Source organism: Pseudomonas fluorescens, assembly GCF_902497855.1.
GTDB classification, from domain to species: domain Bacteria; phylum Pseudomonadota; class Gammaproteobacteria; order Pseudomonadales; family Pseudomonadaceae; genus Aquipseudomonas; species Aquipseudomonas fluorescens_BI.
The window spans coordinates 1-19,494 of the sequence record NZ_CABVHU010000003.1 but is presented as its reverse complement, the minus strand read 5'-3'; the positions used below and the strand labels follow the sequence as shown (position 1 = coordinate 19,494).

The following is a 19,494-nucleotide window of genomic DNA, read 5'->3' as shown; positions in this document are numbered from 1 at the left end:
GCCATTGATTAGCGATATCAAACTCGCTCTCCCACACATGGGCTGCGCCTCCACAGACTTGCATTAGTCCCAGCATGGGACTAGGATCATGCCATGAGAATCGTCGCCATCAGTCACTTGAAAAGTTTTTGGAAGAGATTCCCTGACTCGGAACCCTCCCTCCTGGCCTGGATTGACGAGGCAAGAAATGCAGAGTGGAAAACGCCGGCGGACATAAAAGCGCACTTTGCCACCGCCAGTATTCTTAAAAGTCGCAGAGTCGTGTTCAACATCAAGGGCAATGACTTTCGATTAGTAGTCGCTGTGGCCTATCGCTTCGGCGCCGTGTACATAAAATTTGTCGGCACTCACAAGCAGTACGACGCAATCGACGCTGACACCGTCGAGATGGAGTAACCCATGAATATTCGTCCGATTCACACCGCCGAGGATTACCGTACAGCCCTGAAGGACGTGTCCGCTCTCTTCGACAATGAACCTGAGCCAGGCACTCCCGAGGGTGACTACTTCGATATCATGATCACGCTCATCGAGGCGTATGAAGCGAAGCAGTTTCCAGTCGATTTGCCGAACCCGATCGATGCGATCAAATTTCGCATGGAACAGTCCGGCCTGTCCGCAGCTGATCTGGCACCTGCCATCGGCCGGACAAACCGGGTCTACGAAGTGCTTAATGGCAAGCGCGCCTTGACGCTTCCTATGATCTGGAAACTGCATGATCTTTTCGGTATACCAGCAGAAAGCTTGATCAAGCCTATGAAGCAGGCCTGATCACGCGACAGCCGGACGATCATCCTGGCACCTGCGGAGAAGCCTGGTGCCATTCACCTGAAGTCAGACCTGCACATTGCCTAACGCGAGATCTTCAACGCCTGTCGCGCCTTGTGCTTCTCCAGTGCCAGCTCGATCAGGCGACTGACCAGCTCGCTGTAGGTCATCCCGGTGGCTTGCCACAGCTTGGGGTACATGCTGATGCGGGTGAAGCCGGGGAGCGAGTTGATTTCGTTGATCAGCACTTCACTGCTGTCTGTCAGGAACACATCGACCCGCGCCAGCCCGGAACAGCCCAACACTTGAAACGCCTCGACGGCCAAGGCCCGAATGCGTTCGCTGGCCTCAGTGCTGATGTTGGCCGGGACCACCACCTGCGCCGCCTGATCGTCGATGTATTTACTGTCGTAGGAATAGAACCCGCTGCGCACCACAATCTCGCCGCAACCGCTGGCGATGGCGTCTTCGTTGCCAAGAACCGCGCATTCGATCTCGCGGCCGCTGACGGCAGACTCGACCAGGACTTTTTCATCGAAATCCAGCGCCAGTTCGATCGCTGCCTTATACCCGGCTTCATCGCTCACCTTGCTCACGCCCACGGAGGAGCCCTGGTTAGCCGGTTTGACGAACAGTGGCAGGCCCAGCTTGCCCTGGACCTCAGCGAACCCGGTGCGCGCCGCCGTGGCGCGGGTCAGGGTCATGAACGGCGTGACCGCCAGGCCGGCATCCCGCAGCAGGCGCTTGCTGATGTCCTTGTCCATGCAGACTGCCGAACCGAGCACATCGGAGCCGACGAACGGCAGATCGGCCATGCGCAGCAATCCCTGCAGGCAACCGTCTTCACCCAGGGTGCCGTGGACGATCGGGAAGATCACGTCGACATGGCCCAGCAGTTCCTGGCTGGAGGTTTCGACCAACTGCTGGCTGGCCTTGCCCGGCACGACGGCCAGTTCGCGGTTGGACTGGTTGAGGGCGATCAGTGCAGGGTTTTCCTGGTTCAGCAGAAAATTCGAAGGATCGTTCAGGTGCCAGTGACCCTGCTTGTCGATGCCGATCAGTACCGGTTCGAAACGCGAACGATCCAGCGCATCGACAATGTTTTTCGCCGACTGCAGCGACACCTCGTGCTCGGCCGAACGGCCTCCGAAAATAATCCCCACCCGCAACTTGCTCATTAAATGACTCCTCAGCGATTGGCCAGATGTGCACCACCTTGCGATATTTGCCCTCGGTTTTCCACTCGCCAGAACGGTTCATCGACCCAGAAGACAGGTGGCGTATGACTGGGTTAATGTGTTGCATACCGCGTTCAACACAACGATACCCCATGGCCAAGCACCCACCTCGCAAGGATTGGTTCCACCGCGCGCCCGATGTGGGCGGGCTGCAGCGTTTCGAGGCATTTTTTTCCGGCCATGGTTACGACCTTCACCGCCACGACACCTACGCCATCGGCCATACCCTGGCCGGCGTACAGAGTTATCAGTACCGCGGTGGCTGGCGGCACAGCCTGCCAGGCCAGACGATGGTGCTGCACCCGGACGAAGTCCACGATGGAGAAGCGGGTACCGAGACCGGGTTCCATTACCGCATGATGTATATCGAACCGGCGTTGATCCAGCAGATGCTGGGCGGCCAGCCGCTGCCATTCATCAAGGATGGGCTATCGACCGATCCCCGCCTGTTCGCCGCGACCCAAGCGCTGCTGCGCAGCCTGGATTGCCCCCTCGAACCACTGGAGGAACAGGACGCGCTGTTCGATCTGGCGCAAGCCCTGAACGGCGCTGGCGGGGTGACGGCCAAGCGCGGGAACGTCGACTACGTAGCAGCCGAACGCGCTCGCGAATACATGCACAGCGCCCTCGATCGTACCGTGACCCTGGAGGAACTGGCGCATCACAGCGGCCGGGATCGCTGGAGCCTGTCGCGGGATTTTCGTCTGTTGTTCGGCACCAGCCCTTACCGCTACCTGACCATGCGCCGCCTGGACCTGGTCCGCGCGCTGCTGATCCAGGGTCAGTCGCTGGTCAGTGCCGCACTGATTGCCGGTTTCACCGATCAGAGCCACATGACGCGGCAGTTCAGCAAAACCTACGGCCTGTCGCCTGCGCGCTGGATGAAAATGCTCCGCCGCTGAGCCACGCACAATCGTACAAGAAGTGCTTCGAAGCCTTGTCTATCGTGGATTCACGATCAACCAGGAGACCGGCTTCATGAACGCTTATCAAAGCCTTAACTTTGCTGAAAAAATCGCCAGGATCGACCCTTACTGGTCACCCCGGGTCATCGCCGAAATGAACGACTACCAGTTCAAGGTGGTGAAGTTGCTAGGGGAGTTCATCTGGCACGACCACCTTGATACCGACGAAACCTTCATCGTGCTTGAAGGCCAGCTTCGCATCGACTTTCGCGATGGCCATGTGCTGGTCAACGCCGGCGAAATGTATGTGGTATCAAAGGGAGTCGAGCACAAACCGTTCGCCGAGCAGGAGGTGAAGCTCCTGCTGATCGAACCCAAGGGTGTGCTCAATACCGGCAGCGAAGTGGGTGAGCGCACGGCGCAGAACGACGTCTGGGTGTAATAGACCGCCGGCTTGCACCTCCAGGGGGCTCGCCGGCCATCGGGTCACCGATCTTCAGGAATGACCCGCCGATTACACAACGCTCGCGGCCGGGCAACTTCCGGCCCGCGGCATCCGCGCGCCGAAATAGGCCGCGCAGCTCACGCCGACGGCGCCCATCACCGCGCTGAAAATCACGCAGATCCACGGGCTCCATGGCATCAGGCCGATCAACAACAGCGGCGTGACACTCGCCCAGGCGGCGTAGGCAATGTTGTAAGTGAAGGAGATGCCCGAGACCCGGATCCGTGCCGGAAACAGGCTGACCATCACCGACGGCACCGCACCCACCACCCCGCAACAGAGGCCGGCCACCGCGTAGGCCAGGCCGATCCAGCTGCCACCGACGATCAGGCAGATATAGAGCACGCCGATGCCCAACGGCAACAGCAGGCTATAGAGCATCACGGTGCGCCAGGCACCGATGCGGTCAACAAGCAGCCCCGCGAGTACACAACCGATGTTAAGGAACACGATGCCCAGCGCACTCAGGGCGAAGGTATGGCTGGCCGTCATGCCGAAGGATTTCTGCATCATGGTCGGGGTGATGACCACGAACACCACCACCGCCGAGGTCAGCACGCAGGTGAGGAGCATCGCCGGCAGCATGGCCAGGCGATGTTCACGCAACACCGTGCGCAACGGCAATTCGACCGTGGCATCGCGCTGGGCCTGCATGGCCATGAACACCGGCGTCTCGCTGAGCCAGCGACGCAACCAGACGCCAATCACCCCAAACACACCGCCGAGCAGGAACGGATAGCGCCAGGCGTAATCGAGGATTTCCGCCGGGGTGAACGCCTGAGCCAGAAAGGTCGCGGTCAGGGCACCGATCAGGTAACCAAACGTCAGGCCGGCCTGCAGGAAACCGAGGGCGTAACCTCGATGGCCCACGGGTGCGTGCTCGGCGACGAACACCCAGGCGCTCGGCACTTCCCCGCCGACCGCGGCCCCCTGGAGGATGCGCAGGGCCAACAGCAGCAGCGGGGCAAAATAACCGATTTGCCCGTAAGTCGGCATAATCCCGATCAGCAGGCAGGGCAGCGCCATCATCAGGATGCTCAGGCTGAAGACTTTCTTGCGTCCCAGCCGGTCGGCGAAATGCGCCATCAGGATCCCGCCCAAGGGCCGCGCCAGATAACCGGTGGCGAAAATCCCGAAGCTTTGCAGCAAGCGCAGCCATTCGGGCATTTCCGGCGGAAAGAACAGCTGGCTGAGGGTCAGCGCGAAAAACACGAAAATGATGAAATCATAGATTTCCAGCGCGCCACCCAAGGCTGCAAGGCCCAGGGTCTTGTAGTCGGAGCGGGTGAAAGGCGCCGGGTGCGAAACGGTATTGGCAGTCATGAACAGAACTCTGGCACAGGTCAGAAACCAAGGCGCACATGGTCTACGCAAACGCGCCAGCGGACAACCCGTTAGACCAAAGTCCAATACGGGTAAAACTCGGTCACAAAAAAAGGGCGATTGAATTACTGTTGGCAGCTGTCCAGACGGGCCTGTGCGGCCCTGAAGACCTCAAAAAACATAAAAATCCGAGGTACTCCCGTGGCCGCCGATATCGAAGATAGCCGCTCCGCCCGCTTTGCCCTGCGCTGCTCCAGCTTTGCCGAGCGCTGGTTCCCCGACTCCTGGGTGTTTGCCGCGCTGGCGGTGATCATCGTCGCCGTGGCCACCATGGCCATGGGCGCCAAACCCACCGATGCCGCCATGGCCTTCGGGGACGGTTTCTGGAGCCTGATCCCGTTCACCATGCAGATGGCCTTCGTGGTGATCGGCGGTTACGTGGTCGCCAGCTCGCCACCGGCGGTGAAACTGATCGACCGTTTGGCACGCCTCCCGAAAAACGGCCGCTCTGCCGTGGCTTGGGTTGCGCTGATCTCCATGGTCGCATCCTTGCTGAACTGGGGCTTGTCGCTGGTGTTTGGCGGTTTGCTGGTGCGTGCCCTCGCCCGTCGGACCGATCTGAAAATGGATTACCGCGCCGCCGGTGCCGCCGCTTATCTGGGTCTGGGCGCGGTGTGGGCCTTGGGCCTGTCGTCCTCCGCCGCGCAATTGCAGGCCAACCCCGGCAGTCTGCCGCCATCGATTCTATCGATCACCGGGGTAATTCCGTTCACCCAAACCATCTTTCTCTGGCAGTCCGGCGTGATGCTGCTGGCGCTGATCGTGATCTCGCTGATCATTGCCTATGCCACCGCACCCGGCCCGAACTCCGCCCGTGATGCGCAAGCCTGCGGTGTCGACCCGAGTTTCAACCTGCCGCCCCTGCAACCGCGCACCCGCCCCGGTGAATGGCTGGAGCACAGCCCGCTGCTGACGATCTTGCTGGTGTTGCTGGCGGCCGGATGGCTGTTCCACGAGTTCTCGACCAAACCGGCGATCAGTGCGATTTCCGGGCTGAACACCTATAACTTCCTGTTCATCATGCTCGGCGCCCTCCTGCACTGGCGCCCGCGCAGCTTCCTCGATGCGGTGGCCCGCGCGGTGCCGACCACCACCGGCGTCCTGATCCAGTTCCCGTTGTACGGCTCGATCGCAGCGCTGATGACCACCGTCAAGGGGACGGACGCCCAGACCCTGGCCCACCATATCTCGACCTTTTTCGTCAGCATCGCGTCCCACGACACCTATGCGCTGTTGATGGGGGTGTACTCGGCAATCCTCGGTTTCTTCATCCCCTCCGGCGGCGGCAAATGGATCATCGAAGCGCCCTACGTGATGCAAGTGGCCAACGACCTGAACTACCACCTGGGCTGGGCCGTGCAGATCTACAACGCCGCAGAAGCCTTGCCGAACCTGATCAACCCGTTCTACATGCTGCCCCTGCTGGGCGTGCTGGGGCTGAAGGCGCGGGACCTGATCGGATTCTCGTTCGTGCAGCTGCTGGTGCACACGCCGCTGGTGCTGGTGCTGTTGTGGGCATTGGGGACGACGCTGACGTATACGCCACCCGTGATGCCTTGACGCAAAAAAGGGCCGATATTTCCATCGGCCCCACTTCTTGTTCGGTCCAGTCTGTTTCAGTATGTAGGCGCCCGAAGCCAAGGGCCCACACGCTGAAAAGGATCTGAGCATGTTCAAACTCGCAGGACTCGCCCTCGCCACCCTTACCCTGACCCTAAGCGCCGCTGCCCATGCCGATGTCGCCCTGAAGCTGGGCAGTACTGAACGCGTCACCCGCCTGTTCGCGTACCCCAACAACTGCAACGTCATCTGCTTTCGCAACTGGACGCTGGAGCAAACCGTCGAGCATTACCTGTCCCAAAGCGTCAAGCGCGATGGCTACAGCTCGGCGACAGTGCTGGTCAAGACCGATAACGATCAGCTCTACGCCGAAATCAGCGGCGTTCCCGACGGTTATGAGAAACCGTTGGCGGCGCTGCTCGACGCTGGCGATCTGGCCTACACCGGTGCCAGCAAGTTGAACGCCGATGGCAAGTGGGCCTTCAGCTGGAATCTGTTCCTGCCATTGGGCATGGCCCTGGAAAACCGCAAGAGCATCGAATTGCTGCACTTCCCGCCGGACTATTCGCTAACCCAGGCCCAGGATTACCTCCGGTCCGCCACCACCGATCGCTGGGCCACGCTGCTCACCGACAATGGCATCCCTGCTGAACAGACACCGGGCTACCAGACCATCATCGACATCGCTCCGATTGCCGCGCCGTCCAGCGCCGGCAAGGATCTGGAAGGTGTCTACGACTATTTCAAGGACTACCAGACCACCATGGTCAAGGACGTCAGCCAGAATGCCAGTGGCGCGGCATTGCCGATGGTTGCCTTTGGTGCACCGGTGCGTAACTGGATCAAGCAGCAATATGGCCCGACCGTGAATGTCCTGGGACTGGCGACCATCAGCCCCAGCGAAGGGGTCAAGGTACCGGTGCTGGGTTCCAACCACCCGAGTTACATCTGGTATGCCGCCAATCCGGCCAGTTACGGCGGCACCGATGCCCAGGCCCAGGCCGACGCTGCGGGGCTGAAAATCATGGGCCAGGATCTAACCGCCGCCTGCTGGCAAGCCGGGATGGGCAGCAAACCGGGCAGCGACCCGAACGTTCAGCTCAACAGCTGCACCCAGACCTGGCAAGTGACCCGTAAAGAAAAAACCTGCGAGCTGTTCTACACCTCGATCCGCAGCCTGACGCCTGAACAGGCCGTGGCCAAATGCGCGATGCCCACGATCAAGTCCCAGCTCACACAGCTCAAGGTCCCTGCCCCTGTGCGTGCGAATTCTGCGACGAACCTGTAAGGATGAGCGGCTTTGCCGCGTAAGCCATGGCTGACGCGGCAAAGCGCGCGCTTCCTTTACAACGCCTCGACCGGACGCAGCCGGTACTGCGGCGGCAACTGCTCGAATCCGCTGATGGTCGTGTTCAGGCTTTTCCAGCGACCGTCCTTGATGCCATAGATGCAGCCGTGGATCGACAGTTTCTGCCCGCGATGCCAGGCATTTTGCACAATGCTGGTGTGCCCGACGTTCGCCACTTGCTGGATCACGTTGAGTTCGCAAAGGCGGTCGACCCGCTCTTCTTCGGTTGGCAACTCGGCCAGCTCTTCGCGTTTTTCATAGTACAGATCGCGAATCGAGCGCAGCCAGCCGTCGATAAGACCCAACTGGCGATCCTGCATCGAGGCGCGCACACCGCCACAGCCGTAGTGGCCGGTGACGAGGATGTGTTTGACCTTGAGCACGTCGACCGCGTACTGGATCACCGACAGGCAATTGAGGTCAGTGTGCAATACCACATTGGCCACGTTGCGGTGGACGAACAGGTCGCCCGGCAGCATGCCGACGATTTCGTTGGCCGGCACCCGCGCATCGGAGCAGCCGATCCACAGGTATTCCGGGGTTTGCTGACGGGCCAGCTTGGCGAAGAAGTCAGGATCTTCCTGCTTGATCGCATCGGCCCAACGCGCGTTGTTATCAATCAGATCTTGTAAGTCGTTCATGCAATGAAAGCCTCGTGAATGATGCGCTGATTTGACAGACAACCGCCCGTCGGGGTCACGCGCGAGATGCAGATTGCAGGTGATGCATATTACCGGTGTTCCAGCCCGGCGGAATTCTGGGCTGCCCAGCGGGTCCACCGTAGTAAGGCCCACAGTATGAGGAATTACCATGACTGATACACGCCGTCCGTTCGATGCGGTGCAACCCGAGCCCATTGACGACAACGAAGACCGCATGGGTTCGATGCATGAGCTGGATTTCGACGAAGAAGAACCGAGCGCCAAAATCGGCGACGAATTGCCGGAAGCGGAGCGCGAGCGCCTGATGCCCCGTGAGCGAGTGAAGGAAGCCGGCATGACCGGCGCCTCGACCGATGACCATGAATCTACCGACGACGACATGAGCCCGGAAACATTGATCCGCGAAGACGGTTCGCGGGATGCTCATGAAGCGGGTGAAGGCGACCAGGCGGATTGGGATTTGAGCATTGTCGATGAAGACGACATCGGTGGGGGCAATGGGCTGGATGAGGAGGAGCTGGCGCGGCGGGATCCGATGGATGGTAAACGTTGATATTCTTCGTCCGTTAAGACGCATTCGCGGGCAAGCCTCGCTCCTACAGGATTGGTGTCGGACACAACATGTGAGACCGACGCCCCCCCTGTAGGAGCGAGGCTTGCCCGCGAAGCTTTCGGGAATCAATCCACCAAAGTGCAGGCCATGACCACTGCATCTTCGCGCCCACCCACCGCCGGATAGTAATCCCGGCGACGACCAATCTCGTTAAACCCATACCGCTCATACAACCGAAATGCCGACCGATTACTGTCGCGCACTTCCAGAAAACACTCCCGCGCCTCGGCCTTGCAGGCAGTCGACATCAGGTGCTCCAGCAGCGTCAAACCCAGGCCGCGGCCCTGATTCTCCGGTTTGACGGTGATGTTCAGCAGGTGCGCTTCATCGAGAATGATCTGCACCACACCATGACCGACCTGCTGCTGCCCTTCGAACATCAGCCAGATCTGGTACTTGCCCAGGCCATCGAGAAAAATCCCGCGGGTCCAGGGATGGCTATAGGCCGCGTATTCGATTTTCAGAACGGCATCCAGGTCCGCCTCGGTCATCGGGCGGAACGATACAGCGTCACTCATTGGGTTCTTTCCAGCGCGCCATCAGCCGACGCATGGCTTGCCAGACATCAGCCTTACGCTGTGGCTCTTCCATTAATAACTCCAGACCCGGCAGGGCCCAGACCAAGCCCAGGCCTTCGACCTGGAGTTCACGGTTGAATGCCTCGGCATTCGCTTCACCGGCAAAACGTATCGCTGGCAGGCCGATCAGCCACAGGCAGACGCACGGGGCGTCTTCCAGCCGGGCCGAGAGAAATCCCTGAACGAAATCACGGGCGGCTTCCGGGCCCTGGTCCATGGTGCCCCGGGCCAGCAACGGCCAGCGCACCGGCTCGCCGACGATTTGCGGGCTGTCCGGCAGACCGCCGGCGCGCAGCATGTCCTTGAGCAGCAGATAGGCAGGGTCGCGCGCCTGGAATGTTTCGCCTGTGGGTAACTCCACCAGCAACAGGCAGCGACCGGCCCGCAGCAATTGCAGGGCGAAACGTGGTGGCGGCACGACCGGCGCCCTGATCGCGACGGGGGTGGCCGCTTCTTCGACCTTGGCGTTCGTGCGCGTGCTGGCCAACGATGGCCGGGGTACCTCGATCTTTACCCGTTCGGCAGGTTTGACCCGCGGTTCCACGGGCGCCTCAGCCACAGGAGCCGGCGCAACGGGGGCGACGACCAAGGGCTCGGGCGTTGCCAGGAGCTCGGGCCGCGAAGGCGCGGCAAAGGGCAATTCGGTGCGCGGCAGCCAGTTGACCACCTGCATGGCGGCCAAATAAGCGCGGCGACGGGACTCGATAAGCAAAGGTCGGCCACTTGTGGATAACTGAAAGTGCAGGGATTCTACCGCCCTTCGCTCAAGATCGCCCGCGCTGTTGATCGATAGTCTTTCCACCTGTGAAAAAAGGCGACAGCCCATCCCGAGAGTGATTTGCATTGGCCCCGATGCAGTACAATCGCGGCTTTCAATCGTCAGACAACCGGCCATCCCGATGATCGAACCCAAGCGCGTCTTGCGCGCCCTCGCTGAACACTGGGCCCTTCTGGAGCCACTGTGCGAGCACTTCGACCAAGGCACCCTGAGCCTCAACGAATTGCGTTCACAGCTGGCCGCCCAGCAACTGGACAGTACGCCGCAGGACATCACCAGCCTGCTGGACGTGTGGATTCGTCTCGATATTCTGGTTCCGGTGGCGAAAAGCCCGAACCGTTTCGAGCTCAACGCGCAGATTCACGATTTCCTCGCTTACCTGCGCCGTGAACACCGTTTGGGCCTGTGCCTGGAAATCGAAGCCTATCTGCGCCATCTCGAGCGTCTGGCCGGTTACATCCAGGACGCGTTCGACATCCGCGACGGCAACGACCTCGCGCGCCAGCTGCGCCTGCTCGACATGCGCGTGCGGGACGTATTGAAGAAGCTCGCCAACGACGAACAGGCCCTGGTGGCCGTCGCCGAACGCGCCAAGACCAGCGACCGGCAGATTCCGCTGCGCCAGCGTTACGCTGAAGTATTGGCGACCTGGGATGAATACGTCGAGCCGATGATCCAGTTGGTGAACGCCGACGGCGCCTTCGAACAAGGCGTGCGCAAGGTTGAAAACGTGCTGCTCAAGATGCTCACCGAACAGCAGCGTCTCGGGCACCTGGTCGATGACGACATGTTGCTGCGAACCCACGCGCGCATCCTCGAAATGCAGACCAGCGCCCAACTGACCCTGCGCCATGCCCGTGAATTGCTGCTGCCGCTGCGTGAAGAAGCGCGCCGGCACAATGCCGTGACCCGGGGCGCCGCGCTGGCCCTGGCGGCCATCCGGCGCAAAGGCATCGACGCGGTACCACAAGCGGCGATGCCGATGTTCACCCGCCCGCAAAGCACCTTCCTCGGCAGCGCCAGTCAGGTCGAAGCCTATGTGTACGCCCTGGCCCGCTTCGAGCCGAAGCCCGCACGCTTCCCCAAGGCCCATAAAACCCAGAAAGACGAAGCCACGCGCGCGCCTCGCACGGTTCGGGAGATGCTCGAACGCTGCGAAGACGCCCTGCCGATGCCGGACCTGATGACCTGGCTGCTGGAGCAGGAACCGGACGTCGCCACCGACGAATTGCTCTACTGGTTCTCGCGCCTGTCGCGGGAGAAACGCTTCAAACGCGAACGTCTGGAACGCCGCGATTACCACACTCTCGAGCACCAGGTCAGCCTGCGCTCCTTCGCCCTGCTCTCGGCCCGCGACAGCGCCGAGGATTCTGCGAGCACCCTCTATGCAAGTACTTCCCATGCATCTTGATCTATCCGAACTGTCTCAGCTGGCACCGATCTTTCGCGAGCTGTTCAAGGGCTACCACGTCAGTCGCCGAGATCCTGAGCTGTACGCACAGCTGTCGAACTTCCAGGATCAGTACCGCACGCTGTTCAAGGCCTTGGGTTTCGAGCTGGTCTGCGACACCCGTGGTTTCTATTATTTCGTGCCGGACCTCGCCGCTGCGGCGGTGAACAAGACCGCGCAACGCCTGGCGCTGTTCACCTTTATCCTGGTCGAGCACCTGGCGGACCAGGGCCGCGACCCGGTCGCCGTGCTCGACGGTGGCAGCCTTGGTCGCGATGAACTGCCATCGTTGCTGGAAAAATACCGCGACCTGTTCATCCAGGCCGAAGTGCAGACTGTCGAAGAGCTCGAAGAAAAAATCATGCGCCGCATGACGCAGCTTGGTTTCGCTGGCGAAGAAAACGGCGTGTATCGCTTTCTACCGCCGATGCACCGGTTCCTCGATGTCTGCCTCTCCGTCCAGCAGGACCGCGACCTGGCGGCTAGCCTGCACAGCGTCCTGCCGTTGCCGGCGCCGGTACTGATCGATGATGACAGCGACGAAAAGCTGCTGGAAACCGATGATCCGCTGGATCTCGGAGAGTTTGAGGAAGAGAGCGAAGAAGATGCCCTGGCCCGCGCCATTGCCGAAGAACAGGAGACCGACGCATGAGCAAGGAACGCTACGGCATTCGCCGCTTTGCCCTTTTGAATACCGCCGGTTACAGCCTCGGCCTGTTCCCCCTGGAAGAGCCGCTGTCGGTGTATGGCGCGAACAACCTCGGTAAATCCGCCTCGATCAACGCCCTGCAGTTCCCGATCCTGGCGCGCATGTCGGACATGAGTTTCGGCAAGTACAGCCTGGAACAATCCCGGCGCTTTTACTTTGCCTCGGACACCAGCTACATTCTGGTCGAAGTCTCGTTGCCCCACGGCCCGCACGTGATCGGTGTGGTCGGTCGCGGCCCCGGGGGCGGTTTCGGTCACCAGTTCTTTGCCTACGCCGGCAAGCTGGACCTGGCCCATTACCAGAAAAACGACACCTGTCTGCGTCAAAAAGAGTTGTTCACCAACCTCGAGCGCGAAGGCTTGAAAGCCTACGAACTCAAGCCGGATGAACTGCGTCGCTTGCTGGTGGGCGGTCACACCTCGATCCCGCTGGACCTGACGTTGATCCCGCTGCGCTCCACCAGCGAGCAGAGCCTGAAGACCTTCCGCGCCCTGTTCATCAACCTGCTGCACATGCGCGAAATCACCGCGGCCAAGCTAAAACAGCTGTTCCTCGATGCCTTCGAACACAGCCTGCGCTCCGGCAGCGTCGATTACATTGCCGCCTGCGAAGAAGCCTTCCGCGATGTACGCCGCATGGAGCAGGACTATAACTCGCTGGTCGCGGCCGGCCCGTTGGTCGAGGCCTTGGCCAACGGAGTGAAACAACGGGACATCCTGCGCGGCAAACTGCACCGGATCTCGCCATTGCTCGATTCCCTGCTCGGCACCTGGTCGGACTACGCCGGTGCACGCAAGGAAGAACTGACGATCCAGGCCGAGCACTACCGCAACGAGCAGGATGCCCTGCAAAACGATCAGCGCGGCGGCACTCAGGAACTGATGCGCATGGAGCGGGAGATCGCCGGTATCCAGCGCTGGCTCGGCGAACTGTCGGTGCTCAAGCATCGCTTCGCCCTGGTCGATGACGTCAAAGTCCTCGAGCAGCAACTGCTCGCGGCCAAGGACGCGCATGATGAACTCGCTGGCGCACTGGCGCAGTCGCGACAGTTCAGTGCCGAAGACCTCGACGAGCGTCTGCGGGATCTGGAAAAACGCCTGAAGTCGGTCAGGCAGCAACTCGATCACGCCGACAACAACAGCTACGCCCGTCTGCGCGAAGAGTTCTCGCAACAGGATGTCGAACGCCTGATGCGCCTGTTCAACAGCGCCTTGTTCAGCCTGCCGCTGGGCGAGCACGGCATCACGCTGGATGAGGACGGTGCGTGGGTCAAATCCCTGGAGCTGATCCTCGACGGCTTCAAGGGCGAGCGCTTTGAAGTGCCGGGCCTGTCCATCGACATCTCGCACATCGAGCCACCCGCACTGCAAGCCTTGGCTGACCGCGCGGCGTTGCGCGATCAGAAAGAGCGGCTGGAAAAAGAGCTCAAGCAGCTTAAAACCCAAGCGGCCGTAGCAGCCGACCGCGCGGCGAGCAAGACCCAGACCGAAGCCCTGTACCAGCAAGTGCTGGATGCACAGAAAGCCCTGGAAGATTTCCGTCGTGGGCAAACCCTGGGCGCCGAAGAAGGCGACAAGCTGGAACAGCTTGCACAATTGGAGGCCGCGCAGGACGAGTTGAAGCGCTCCAGCGATGCCTTCACCGAGCGCGTCCAGCAACTGTCGGCCAAGCTGCAATTGGTTGGCCGGCAGATCGGCGATATGGAAGCCAAGCAACGCACCCTCGACGACGCCCTGCGCCGGCGTCAGCTGTTGCCAGCCGACCTGCCGTTCGGCACGCCTTTCATGGATCCGGTCGATGATTCCATGGACAACCTGCTGCCGCTGCTCAACGACTATCAGGACAGCTGGCAGGGCCTGCTGCGCAGCGACGGTCAGATCGAGGCGCTATACGCCCAGGTTCGCCTCAAGGGCGTGGCCAAGTTCGACAGCGAAGACGACATGGAACGTCGTTTGCGATTGCTGATCAATGCCTACGCGCACCGCACCGACGAAGCCCTGACCCTTGGCAAGGCCCGCCGTGCGGCAGTGACCGACATCGCCCGGACCCTGCGCAATATCCGCAGCGATTACGACAGCCTCGAACACCAGCTGGCGCTGTTCAATCGCGAGATCAACAAGCGTCAGGTGTCCAACCTGCAGAGCTTTCGCATCGTGCTCGCGCCGAACAAGGAAGCGCTCAAGCATATCGACCAGATCATTCACAGCGCCGGTCAGTACGAAGAAGGTGAAACCCTTTCCGTGTTCGACCTGAACCAGAGTGCCGATCAGGACAACAAGAACGAAGAGGCCAAGGAATACCTGGCGCGGCTGGTGGCGGCGAACCATAACCAGCTTGGGCTCAAGGACTTGTTCGAACTGGCATTCGAAATCACCAAGGTCAACGGATCGCCGGTGATTCACACCGACATCGATGGCGCGGCGTCCAACGGCACCACCATGACCATCAAGGCCCTGACCAACATGTACTTGTTGCTGCACTTGATGGACCGCGACCAGGCCGGTCGCGTGCGCCTGCCGTACTACCTCGACGAGGCGGCGGACATCGATGAGAAGAACCAGGCAGCGCTGCTGGAAACCAGTCTGCAACTGGGCTTCGTGCCGATTCTGGCCAGCGTGAAGCCGCAGGTCTGCGCCAGTGTGGCCATCGACCTGGAAGGTGGCAGCGGGCCGAACGGGATCTACATCGATGAAGAGGACTGGAAGTACATTCGCCGGCATGATGAAGTGAAGCCAGCCGTCGTTGTCGAAGCCGATGAGCCGGAGCTGGATGCGGTCTGATCGGTATTAGTGGTGGGTAATAAAAAAGGCCGCGATCTAATGGATCGCGGCCTTTTTTGTTGATGGCCAGCAAGCGCACCTGTAGGAGCCAGGCTTGCCGGCGAAAGCGATTTTGAATACGCCTTCACCGGCAAGCCTGGTTCCTACTTGCCGATCGCGATCTTCGGCGCCCAGGTCAGCCATTCCTCTTCGAACTTGTCGAACAACGGGAACGTCTGCTCAGGTCGCGCCGGACTGCCCATGCGCTCCCCATCCGGCGTGGCAAAGGCGATGCCGCCCTCAATCAGCGTCTCCAACGATTCGGTTCGCATCGTCGCGCCCTTGAACAAGCCGTAGTCGAAACCGAAGCCACTGGAGTTCCAGAAACGGGTACCGCTGCGCACCAAGGGCGCATATTTCGGCTCGATCAGAATGCGCACCAATACCCGATCAGCGGTCTGGCCCAGCTCATAGCCTGTCACCTTGCCCACGGTGATTTCACGGTACGTCACCGGCACCCCGGTTTTCAGCGAACCACGGCGGGCAGCGCTCAAAACCAGGCTTAACCCGGCTTCCTGCCTGGTGGCTTCCGGCGGACTGGCCAGGGCCACGAAGTTCTTTTGTGGCCCCAGGTTTTTCGCCGCCGGCTGCACTTCAATGTACTGCCCGGTGACCAGGGTTTCGAGATTGGACGTCTTGATCAGGCCCAGCTCAGGCTTGACCACCCAGAACTGGCTGCCAGCCCGGGCAATACGCTCCGGCACCTCGGTAATGCGTGCCGTCAGCAGCACCGATTGCAGGTCATCGCTGAGGTCGACGTCTTCAATCTTGCCGACATCCAGGCCTTTGAAACGAATCGGCGTGCCGCTGCGCAAGCCATCGGCGCGCTCCACCTTGATCGTGACCACAGTGCCTTTCTGATTGGCTTCTTCACGGTTGGCGTGCAGACGGAATCGCGGAATCCGCTTCTGCAATGGCGCTGTTGCCAGCGGCGTTTCGAAGGCGATGCCGCCAGCCATCAGGCTTTGCAGCGATTCACTTTTTACCTGGATTCCGCCGGTCAGCCCGCCCGTGAGGGTAATGCCGCTGGCATTCCAGAACCGGGTCGACGCGTTGACCAGGCCTTCGTATTCCTTCTCGATGTGTACGCCGATCACCAACTGTTTTTTGGTCCGCGAGAACTGATAGCTCTGGACCGAACCGACCTTGACCTGTTTGTAGAGGATCGGGCTGCCGACATCCAGCGACCCCAGGTTATCGGTGAACAGCACCAGGTGCAGCCCCGGCGAACGCAAGTCGAGCGGCGGCGCCTTGGGCCGTGCCACGAATTCCCGTTGCGGTGCGGCGCCCTTGTCGCCTGGGCGTACGGCGATGTAATTACCTTTGACCAATGCTTCAAGGCCGGTAATACCGGCGAGGGAGATCGACGGCTTGACCACCCAGAACTGAGTGCCGTCCACCAGGTAATCCTCGGCCAGGGGATCCAGGGTCAACTCGGCACTGGCGGCGGTCAGGTCAGGGTCGATCTTCAGTGCTTTCAGCGTGCCGACCTGAATGCCTTTGTACATCACCGGTGTGCGACCGGCCTGCAGACCCTCGAAGTCACTGAGTTTGACCTTGACCCGAATACCGGCAGCAGCGGCATCGAAGTCTTCGTAGAGACGGAACGGCAAGCTCGGATCGGTGGCCGGGCTGTCCTTGCGATTCTCCGGCGTGGCGAACGCGATACCGCCGGCGACGATGCTGGCGAGGGATTCGCTGCGCACTTTCACGCCCGACAGGTTCGCGTCGATGCTGATGCCGCTGGCATTCCAGAAGCGCGTGTGTTTGCGCACCAGCTTGGCGTAGGTGGGTTCGATAAAGACTTTGAGCTCAACGGTGCCTTGATCCTCGGACAGCAGGTAGCTTTTGATCTGCCCGACCCTGATCTGCTTGTAGAACACCGGGCTGCCGCGGTTCAGCGAGCCGAGGCGATCAGCCTTGATGGTCAGGTGCAGACCGGGTTGCGCATCGGACAGCGGCGGTTCTTCGGCCAGCGCCTTGAACTTGCGGGCCGGTTCGCCTTCACCCGGGCTGATCGCGACGTAGTTACCCGACACCAGGGTTTCCAGGCCGGTGATACCGGCCAGGGTCACGCTCGGCTTGACCAACCAGAAGCGCGTGCTGGTCCTGAGGTATTGCTCGACGTCCTTGTTCATCTCGACGGTGGCGATGACGCCCTTTGAGGCGCCTTCGTCGTCGAGCTTGAGGGTTTTTACCTTACCGACGGACATGCCTTTATAGACGACCTCGGTCTTGTTGGCCTGGATGCCTTCACCACTTTCGAAACGCACCTGAATCTCGATGCCGGTCTCGTTGTAGGCACGCCAGCCAAGCCAGCCGCCGATGATCAAGGCGATCAGGGGCAACACCCAGATAGCGGACCAGTTCGAAGCCGGTCGGGTTTTCGCTGTAGGCAAATCAGTCATGGTCGTCATCCGACTCCGTGTTATCCCAAATCAGTCGGGGATCGAAAGTAACGGCGGCAAGCATCGTCAGAATCACCACACTGGCGAAAGCGATGGCGCCAAGATTGGCTTCGATGCTGGCAAGCCGTCCGAAATTCACAACCGCCACCAGGATGGCAATCACGAAGATGTCCAGCATTGACCAGCGGCCGATGAACTCGATAAAGCGGTACATCCAGATCCGTTGACGAGCCGATAGCGGCTGACGGCGCTGCACCGAAAACAACAGCAGCGCGATGCCCACCAACTTGAACGTCGGTACCAGAATACTGGCGATAAACACCACCGCCGCAATGGGAATCATCCCGTGCTGAACCAGTTGGATCACACCGGACATGATGGTACTGGGGTCGCCCTTGCCCAGGGAACTGACGGTCATGATCGGGAGTACGTTGGCGGGGATATAGAGCACCGCCGCGGTAATCAGCAGCGCCCAGGTGCGCACCACACTGTTCGGGCGGCGGGCGTGGACCAGCGCACCACAACGGGTGCAGGCCTGCTCGTCGGTGTCAGCTTCCTGCTTGTTCAATTCGTGGCATTCGGCGCAAATCAGAATGCCCGCATCAATCGCCCGCATGGGCATCCTCTCCTGATAAAGCCTGCCAGATCTGATGGGGCGACATCACCACCTCCAACCAGACCTGGACCAACAACATACCGATGAAACACGCCAGGCCAAGGCCGACGGTAACGGCTGCCATATCTGCCAGCTTGACGATCGCCACCAGCACGCCCATGAGGTAGACCTCAAGCATTCCCCAATCGCGTAGATGGTGATAAATGCGGTAAATCAACAAGCCGTAGCTGCGTCCGACATCAAAACGAATACTGAGCAATACGGCCAGCTGACAGAGCAACTTGAGCAAGGGAATCCCCATGCTGCACAGGAACACAATCACCGAAACACTCTGCATGCCGGAATCAAAAAGACCGACAACGCCACTCCACACCGTATCGTTCGACGATTGTCCGAGTAGATTGAGCTGCATGATGGGTAAAAAGTTCGCCGGGACAAACAACAACAGCGCGGCGATGACCAACGCCAGACTGCGCTGCACAACGTTGTGCCGATGGGCGTAGAGCTCGTAACCACAGCGAGGGCACAGGGCTTTCTCGCCATGGGCGAGTTCGGGCTTGCGCATCAGCAAGTCGCACTCATGACAGGCCACCAAGTCGTCCAGTGGTAATTCTGACAGCCCGAGGGCGTCAACCGGATCTGGCATAAAGGCTCTGGCTCCGAAAAAGTTGGACCTATTCTAGTGTTCTGAGTCGAAAATAACTGTGCAAATTTGTATTAGCCGAAGCGCGGTTTATTCCAGGCAAAAACAAAACCCCTACCTGCATACGCAGATAGGGGTTTCGGAATTTAATCTTGACGATGACCTACTCTCACATGGGGAAACCCCACACTACCATCGGCGATGCATCGTTTCACTGCTGAGTTCGGGATGGGATCAGGTGGTTCCAATGCTCTATGGTCGTCAAGAAATTCGGGTACCGAGTCGTGGCCTGATGGCCTCGCTTCAGCAAATTGGGTATGTAATAGATTTGTGTGTTGCTTTCGAACTTTCGGTTCATTGCGTCTTCACACACCGCAATCTGGTGCTCTTTCGAGCAAGCAAATTGCTTGGGTGTTATATGGTCAAGCCTCACGGGCAATTAGTATTGGTTAGCTCAACGCCTCACAGCGCTTACACACCCAACCTATCAACGTCGTAGTCTTCGACGGCC

General features: G+C 60.2%; 18 protein-coding genes and 2 rRNA genes. 10 read left to right on the top strand and 10 right to left on the bottom strand.

Annotation, left to right across the window (positions count from 1 at the left end; translation table 11 throughout):
• The first annotated feature begins 93 nt into the window (after window positions 1-93).
• Window positions 94-396: a type II toxin-antitoxin system HigB family toxin gene (locus F8N96_RS07615; RefSeq protein WP_150797297.1), complete on the top strand. Its 303-nt coding sequence runs from the start codon at window positions 94-96 to the stop codon at window positions 394-396.
• A 3-nt stretch (window positions 397-399) separates the two neighbouring features.
• Window positions 400-771, top strand: coding sequence for a helix-turn-helix domain-containing protein (locus F8N96_RS07610; protein WP_150797296.1), 372 nt, complete (start codon window positions 400-402; stop codon window positions 769-771).
• Window positions 772-851: 80 nt separating this feature from the next.
• On the opposite strand, the gene ddlA is transcribed toward F8N96_RS07610, so the two are convergent.
• Complete coding sequence (gene ddlA / locus F8N96_RS07605) at window positions 852-1,946, bottom strand: D-alanine--D-alanine ligase (protein WP_150797295.1); 1,095 nt, start codon at window positions 1,944-1,946, stop codon at window positions 852-854.
• A 152-nt stretch (window positions 1,947-2,098) separates the two neighbouring features.
• On the opposite strand from ddlA, the gene F8N96_RS07600 reads away from it, so the two are divergent.
• Both F8N96_RS07600 and F8N96_RS07595 read left to right on the top strand, forming a co-directional pair.
• Window positions 2,099-2,908 carry an AraC family transcriptional regulator gene (locus tag F8N96_RS07600; protein ID WP_150797294.1) on the top strand — a complete coding sequence of 270 codons (810 nt, stop codon included), beginning with the start codon at window positions 2,099-2,101 and terminating at the stop codon, window positions 2,906-2,908.
• A gap of 76 nt (window positions 2,909-2,984) precedes the next feature.
• Window positions 2,985-3,353 (top strand): cupin domain-containing protein, encoded by a 369-nt coding sequence (locus tag F8N96_RS07595; protein ID WP_150797293.1) that lies wholly within the window; start codon window positions 2,985-2,987, stop codon window positions 3,351-3,353.
• Between the two features lie 72 nt (window positions 3,354-3,425).
• Here the strand turns inward: F8N96_RS07595 and F8N96_RS07590 are convergent, their stop codons facing one another.
• The gene (locus tag F8N96_RS07590; RefSeq protein WP_150797292.1) at window positions 3,426-4,739 is read right to left on the bottom strand and encodes an MFS transporter; all 1,314 of its coding nucleotides are present in this window, start codon (window positions 4,737-4,739) and stop codon (window positions 3,426-3,428) included.
• 201 nt (window positions 4,740-4,940) lie between these two features.
• On the opposite strand from F8N96_RS07590, the gene F8N96_RS07585 reads away from it, so the two are divergent.
• Window positions 4,941-6,359, top strand: a complete 1,419-nt coding sequence (locus F8N96_RS07585; protein ID WP_150767953.1) for a short-chain fatty acid transporter — start codon at window positions 4,941-4,943, stop codon at window positions 6,357-6,359.
• A 109-nt stretch (window positions 6,360-6,468) separates the two neighbouring features.
• The gene (locus F8N96_RS07580) at window positions 6,469-7,647 is read left to right on the top strand and encodes a hypothetical protein (RefSeq protein WP_150797291.1); all 1,179 of its coding nucleotides are present in this window, start codon (window positions 6,469-6,471) and stop codon (window positions 7,645-7,647) included.
• 56 nt (window positions 7,648-7,703) lie between these two features.
• Here F8N96_RS07580 and can read toward each other — a convergent pair whose 3' ends face one another.
• Window positions 7,704-8,348, bottom strand: coding sequence for a carbonate dehydratase (can, locus tag F8N96_RS07575; RefSeq protein ID WP_150797290.1), 645 nt, complete (start codon window positions 8,346-8,348; stop codon window positions 7,704-7,706).
• 169 nt (window positions 8,349-8,517) lie between these two features.
• On the opposite strand from can, the gene F8N96_RS07570 reads away from it, so the two are divergent.
• Window positions 8,518-8,922, top strand: a complete 405-nt coding sequence (locus F8N96_RS07570; RefSeq protein ID WP_150797289.1) for a serine kinase/phosphatase — start codon at window positions 8,518-8,520, stop codon at window positions 8,920-8,922.
• Window positions 8,923-9,047: 125 nt separating this feature from the next.
• On the opposite strand, the gene rimI is transcribed toward F8N96_RS07570, so the two are convergent.
• Entirely contained in the window at window positions 9,048-9,500 is a 453-nt protein-coding gene (gene rimI, locus F8N96_RS07565; protein WP_150797288.1) for a ribosomal protein S18-alanine N-acetyltransferase, read from the bottom strand.
• Window positions 9,493-10,233, bottom strand: a complete 741-nt coding sequence (locus F8N96_RS07560) for an energy transducer TonB (protein WP_150797609.1) — start codon at window positions 10,231-10,233, stop codon at window positions 9,493-9,495. Before F8N96_RS07560 ends, rimI begins: the two co-directional genes overlap by 8 nt.
• A 226-nt stretch (window positions 10,234-10,459) precedes the next feature.
• Between F8N96_RS07560 and mksB the strand changes: the two genes are divergently transcribed.
• Genes mksB through mksF form a run of 3 tightly spaced genes read left to right on the top strand, consistent with a single transcriptional unit; the run spans window position 10,460 to window position 15,277 of the window.
• Window positions 10,460-11,749, top strand: coding sequence for an Mks condensin complex protein MksB (mksB, locus tag F8N96_RS07555; protein WP_191630721.1), 1,290 nt, complete (start codon window positions 10,460-10,462; stop codon window positions 11,747-11,749).
• Window positions 11,739-12,440: an Mks condensin complex protein MksE gene (mksE, locus tag F8N96_RS07550; protein WP_150797286.1), complete on the top strand. Its 702-nt coding sequence runs from the start codon at window positions 11,739-11,741 to the stop codon at window positions 12,438-12,440. Before mksB ends, mksE begins: the two co-directional genes overlap by 11 nt.
• On the top strand, window positions 12,437-15,277 hold the full coding sequence (gene mksF, locus F8N96_RS07545) for an Mks condensin complex protein MksF (RefSeq protein ID WP_150797285.1): 2,841 nt from the start codon (window positions 12,437-12,439) through the stop codon (window positions 15,275-15,277). Before mksE ends, mksF begins: the two co-directional genes overlap by 4 nt.
• Window positions 15,278-15,420: 143 nt before the next feature.
• On the opposite strand, the gene F8N96_RS07540 is transcribed toward mksF, so the two are convergent.
• From F8N96_RS07540 to F8N96_RS07520, 5 genes are all read right to left on the bottom strand, one after another.
• Window positions 15,421-17,724, bottom strand: a complete 2,304-nt coding sequence (locus tag F8N96_RS07540; protein ID WP_150797284.1) for a PqiB family protein — start codon at window positions 17,722-17,724, stop codon at window positions 15,421-15,423.
• Window positions 17,717-18,340, bottom strand: a complete 624-nt coding sequence (locus tag F8N96_RS07535) for a paraquat-inducible protein A (RefSeq protein ID WP_150747850.1) — start codon at window positions 18,338-18,340, stop codon at window positions 17,717-17,719. The genes F8N96_RS07540 and F8N96_RS07535 overlap by 8 nt, the downstream gene beginning before the upstream one ends.
• Window positions 18,327-18,986: a paraquat-inducible protein A gene (locus tag F8N96_RS07530; RefSeq protein ID WP_150797283.1), complete on the bottom strand. Its 660-nt coding sequence runs from the start codon at window positions 18,984-18,986 to the stop codon at window positions 18,327-18,329. Before F8N96_RS07530 ends, F8N96_RS07535 begins: the two co-directional genes overlap by 14 nt.
• 147 nt (window positions 18,987-19,133) lie before the next feature.
• Window positions 19,134-19,249, bottom strand: a 5S ribosomal RNA gene (rrf, locus tag F8N96_RS07525).
• Window positions 19,250-19,401: 152 nt separating this feature from the next.
• A 23S ribosomal RNA gene (locus F8N96_RS07520) occupies window positions 19,402-19,494 on the bottom strand; the annotation flags it as partial.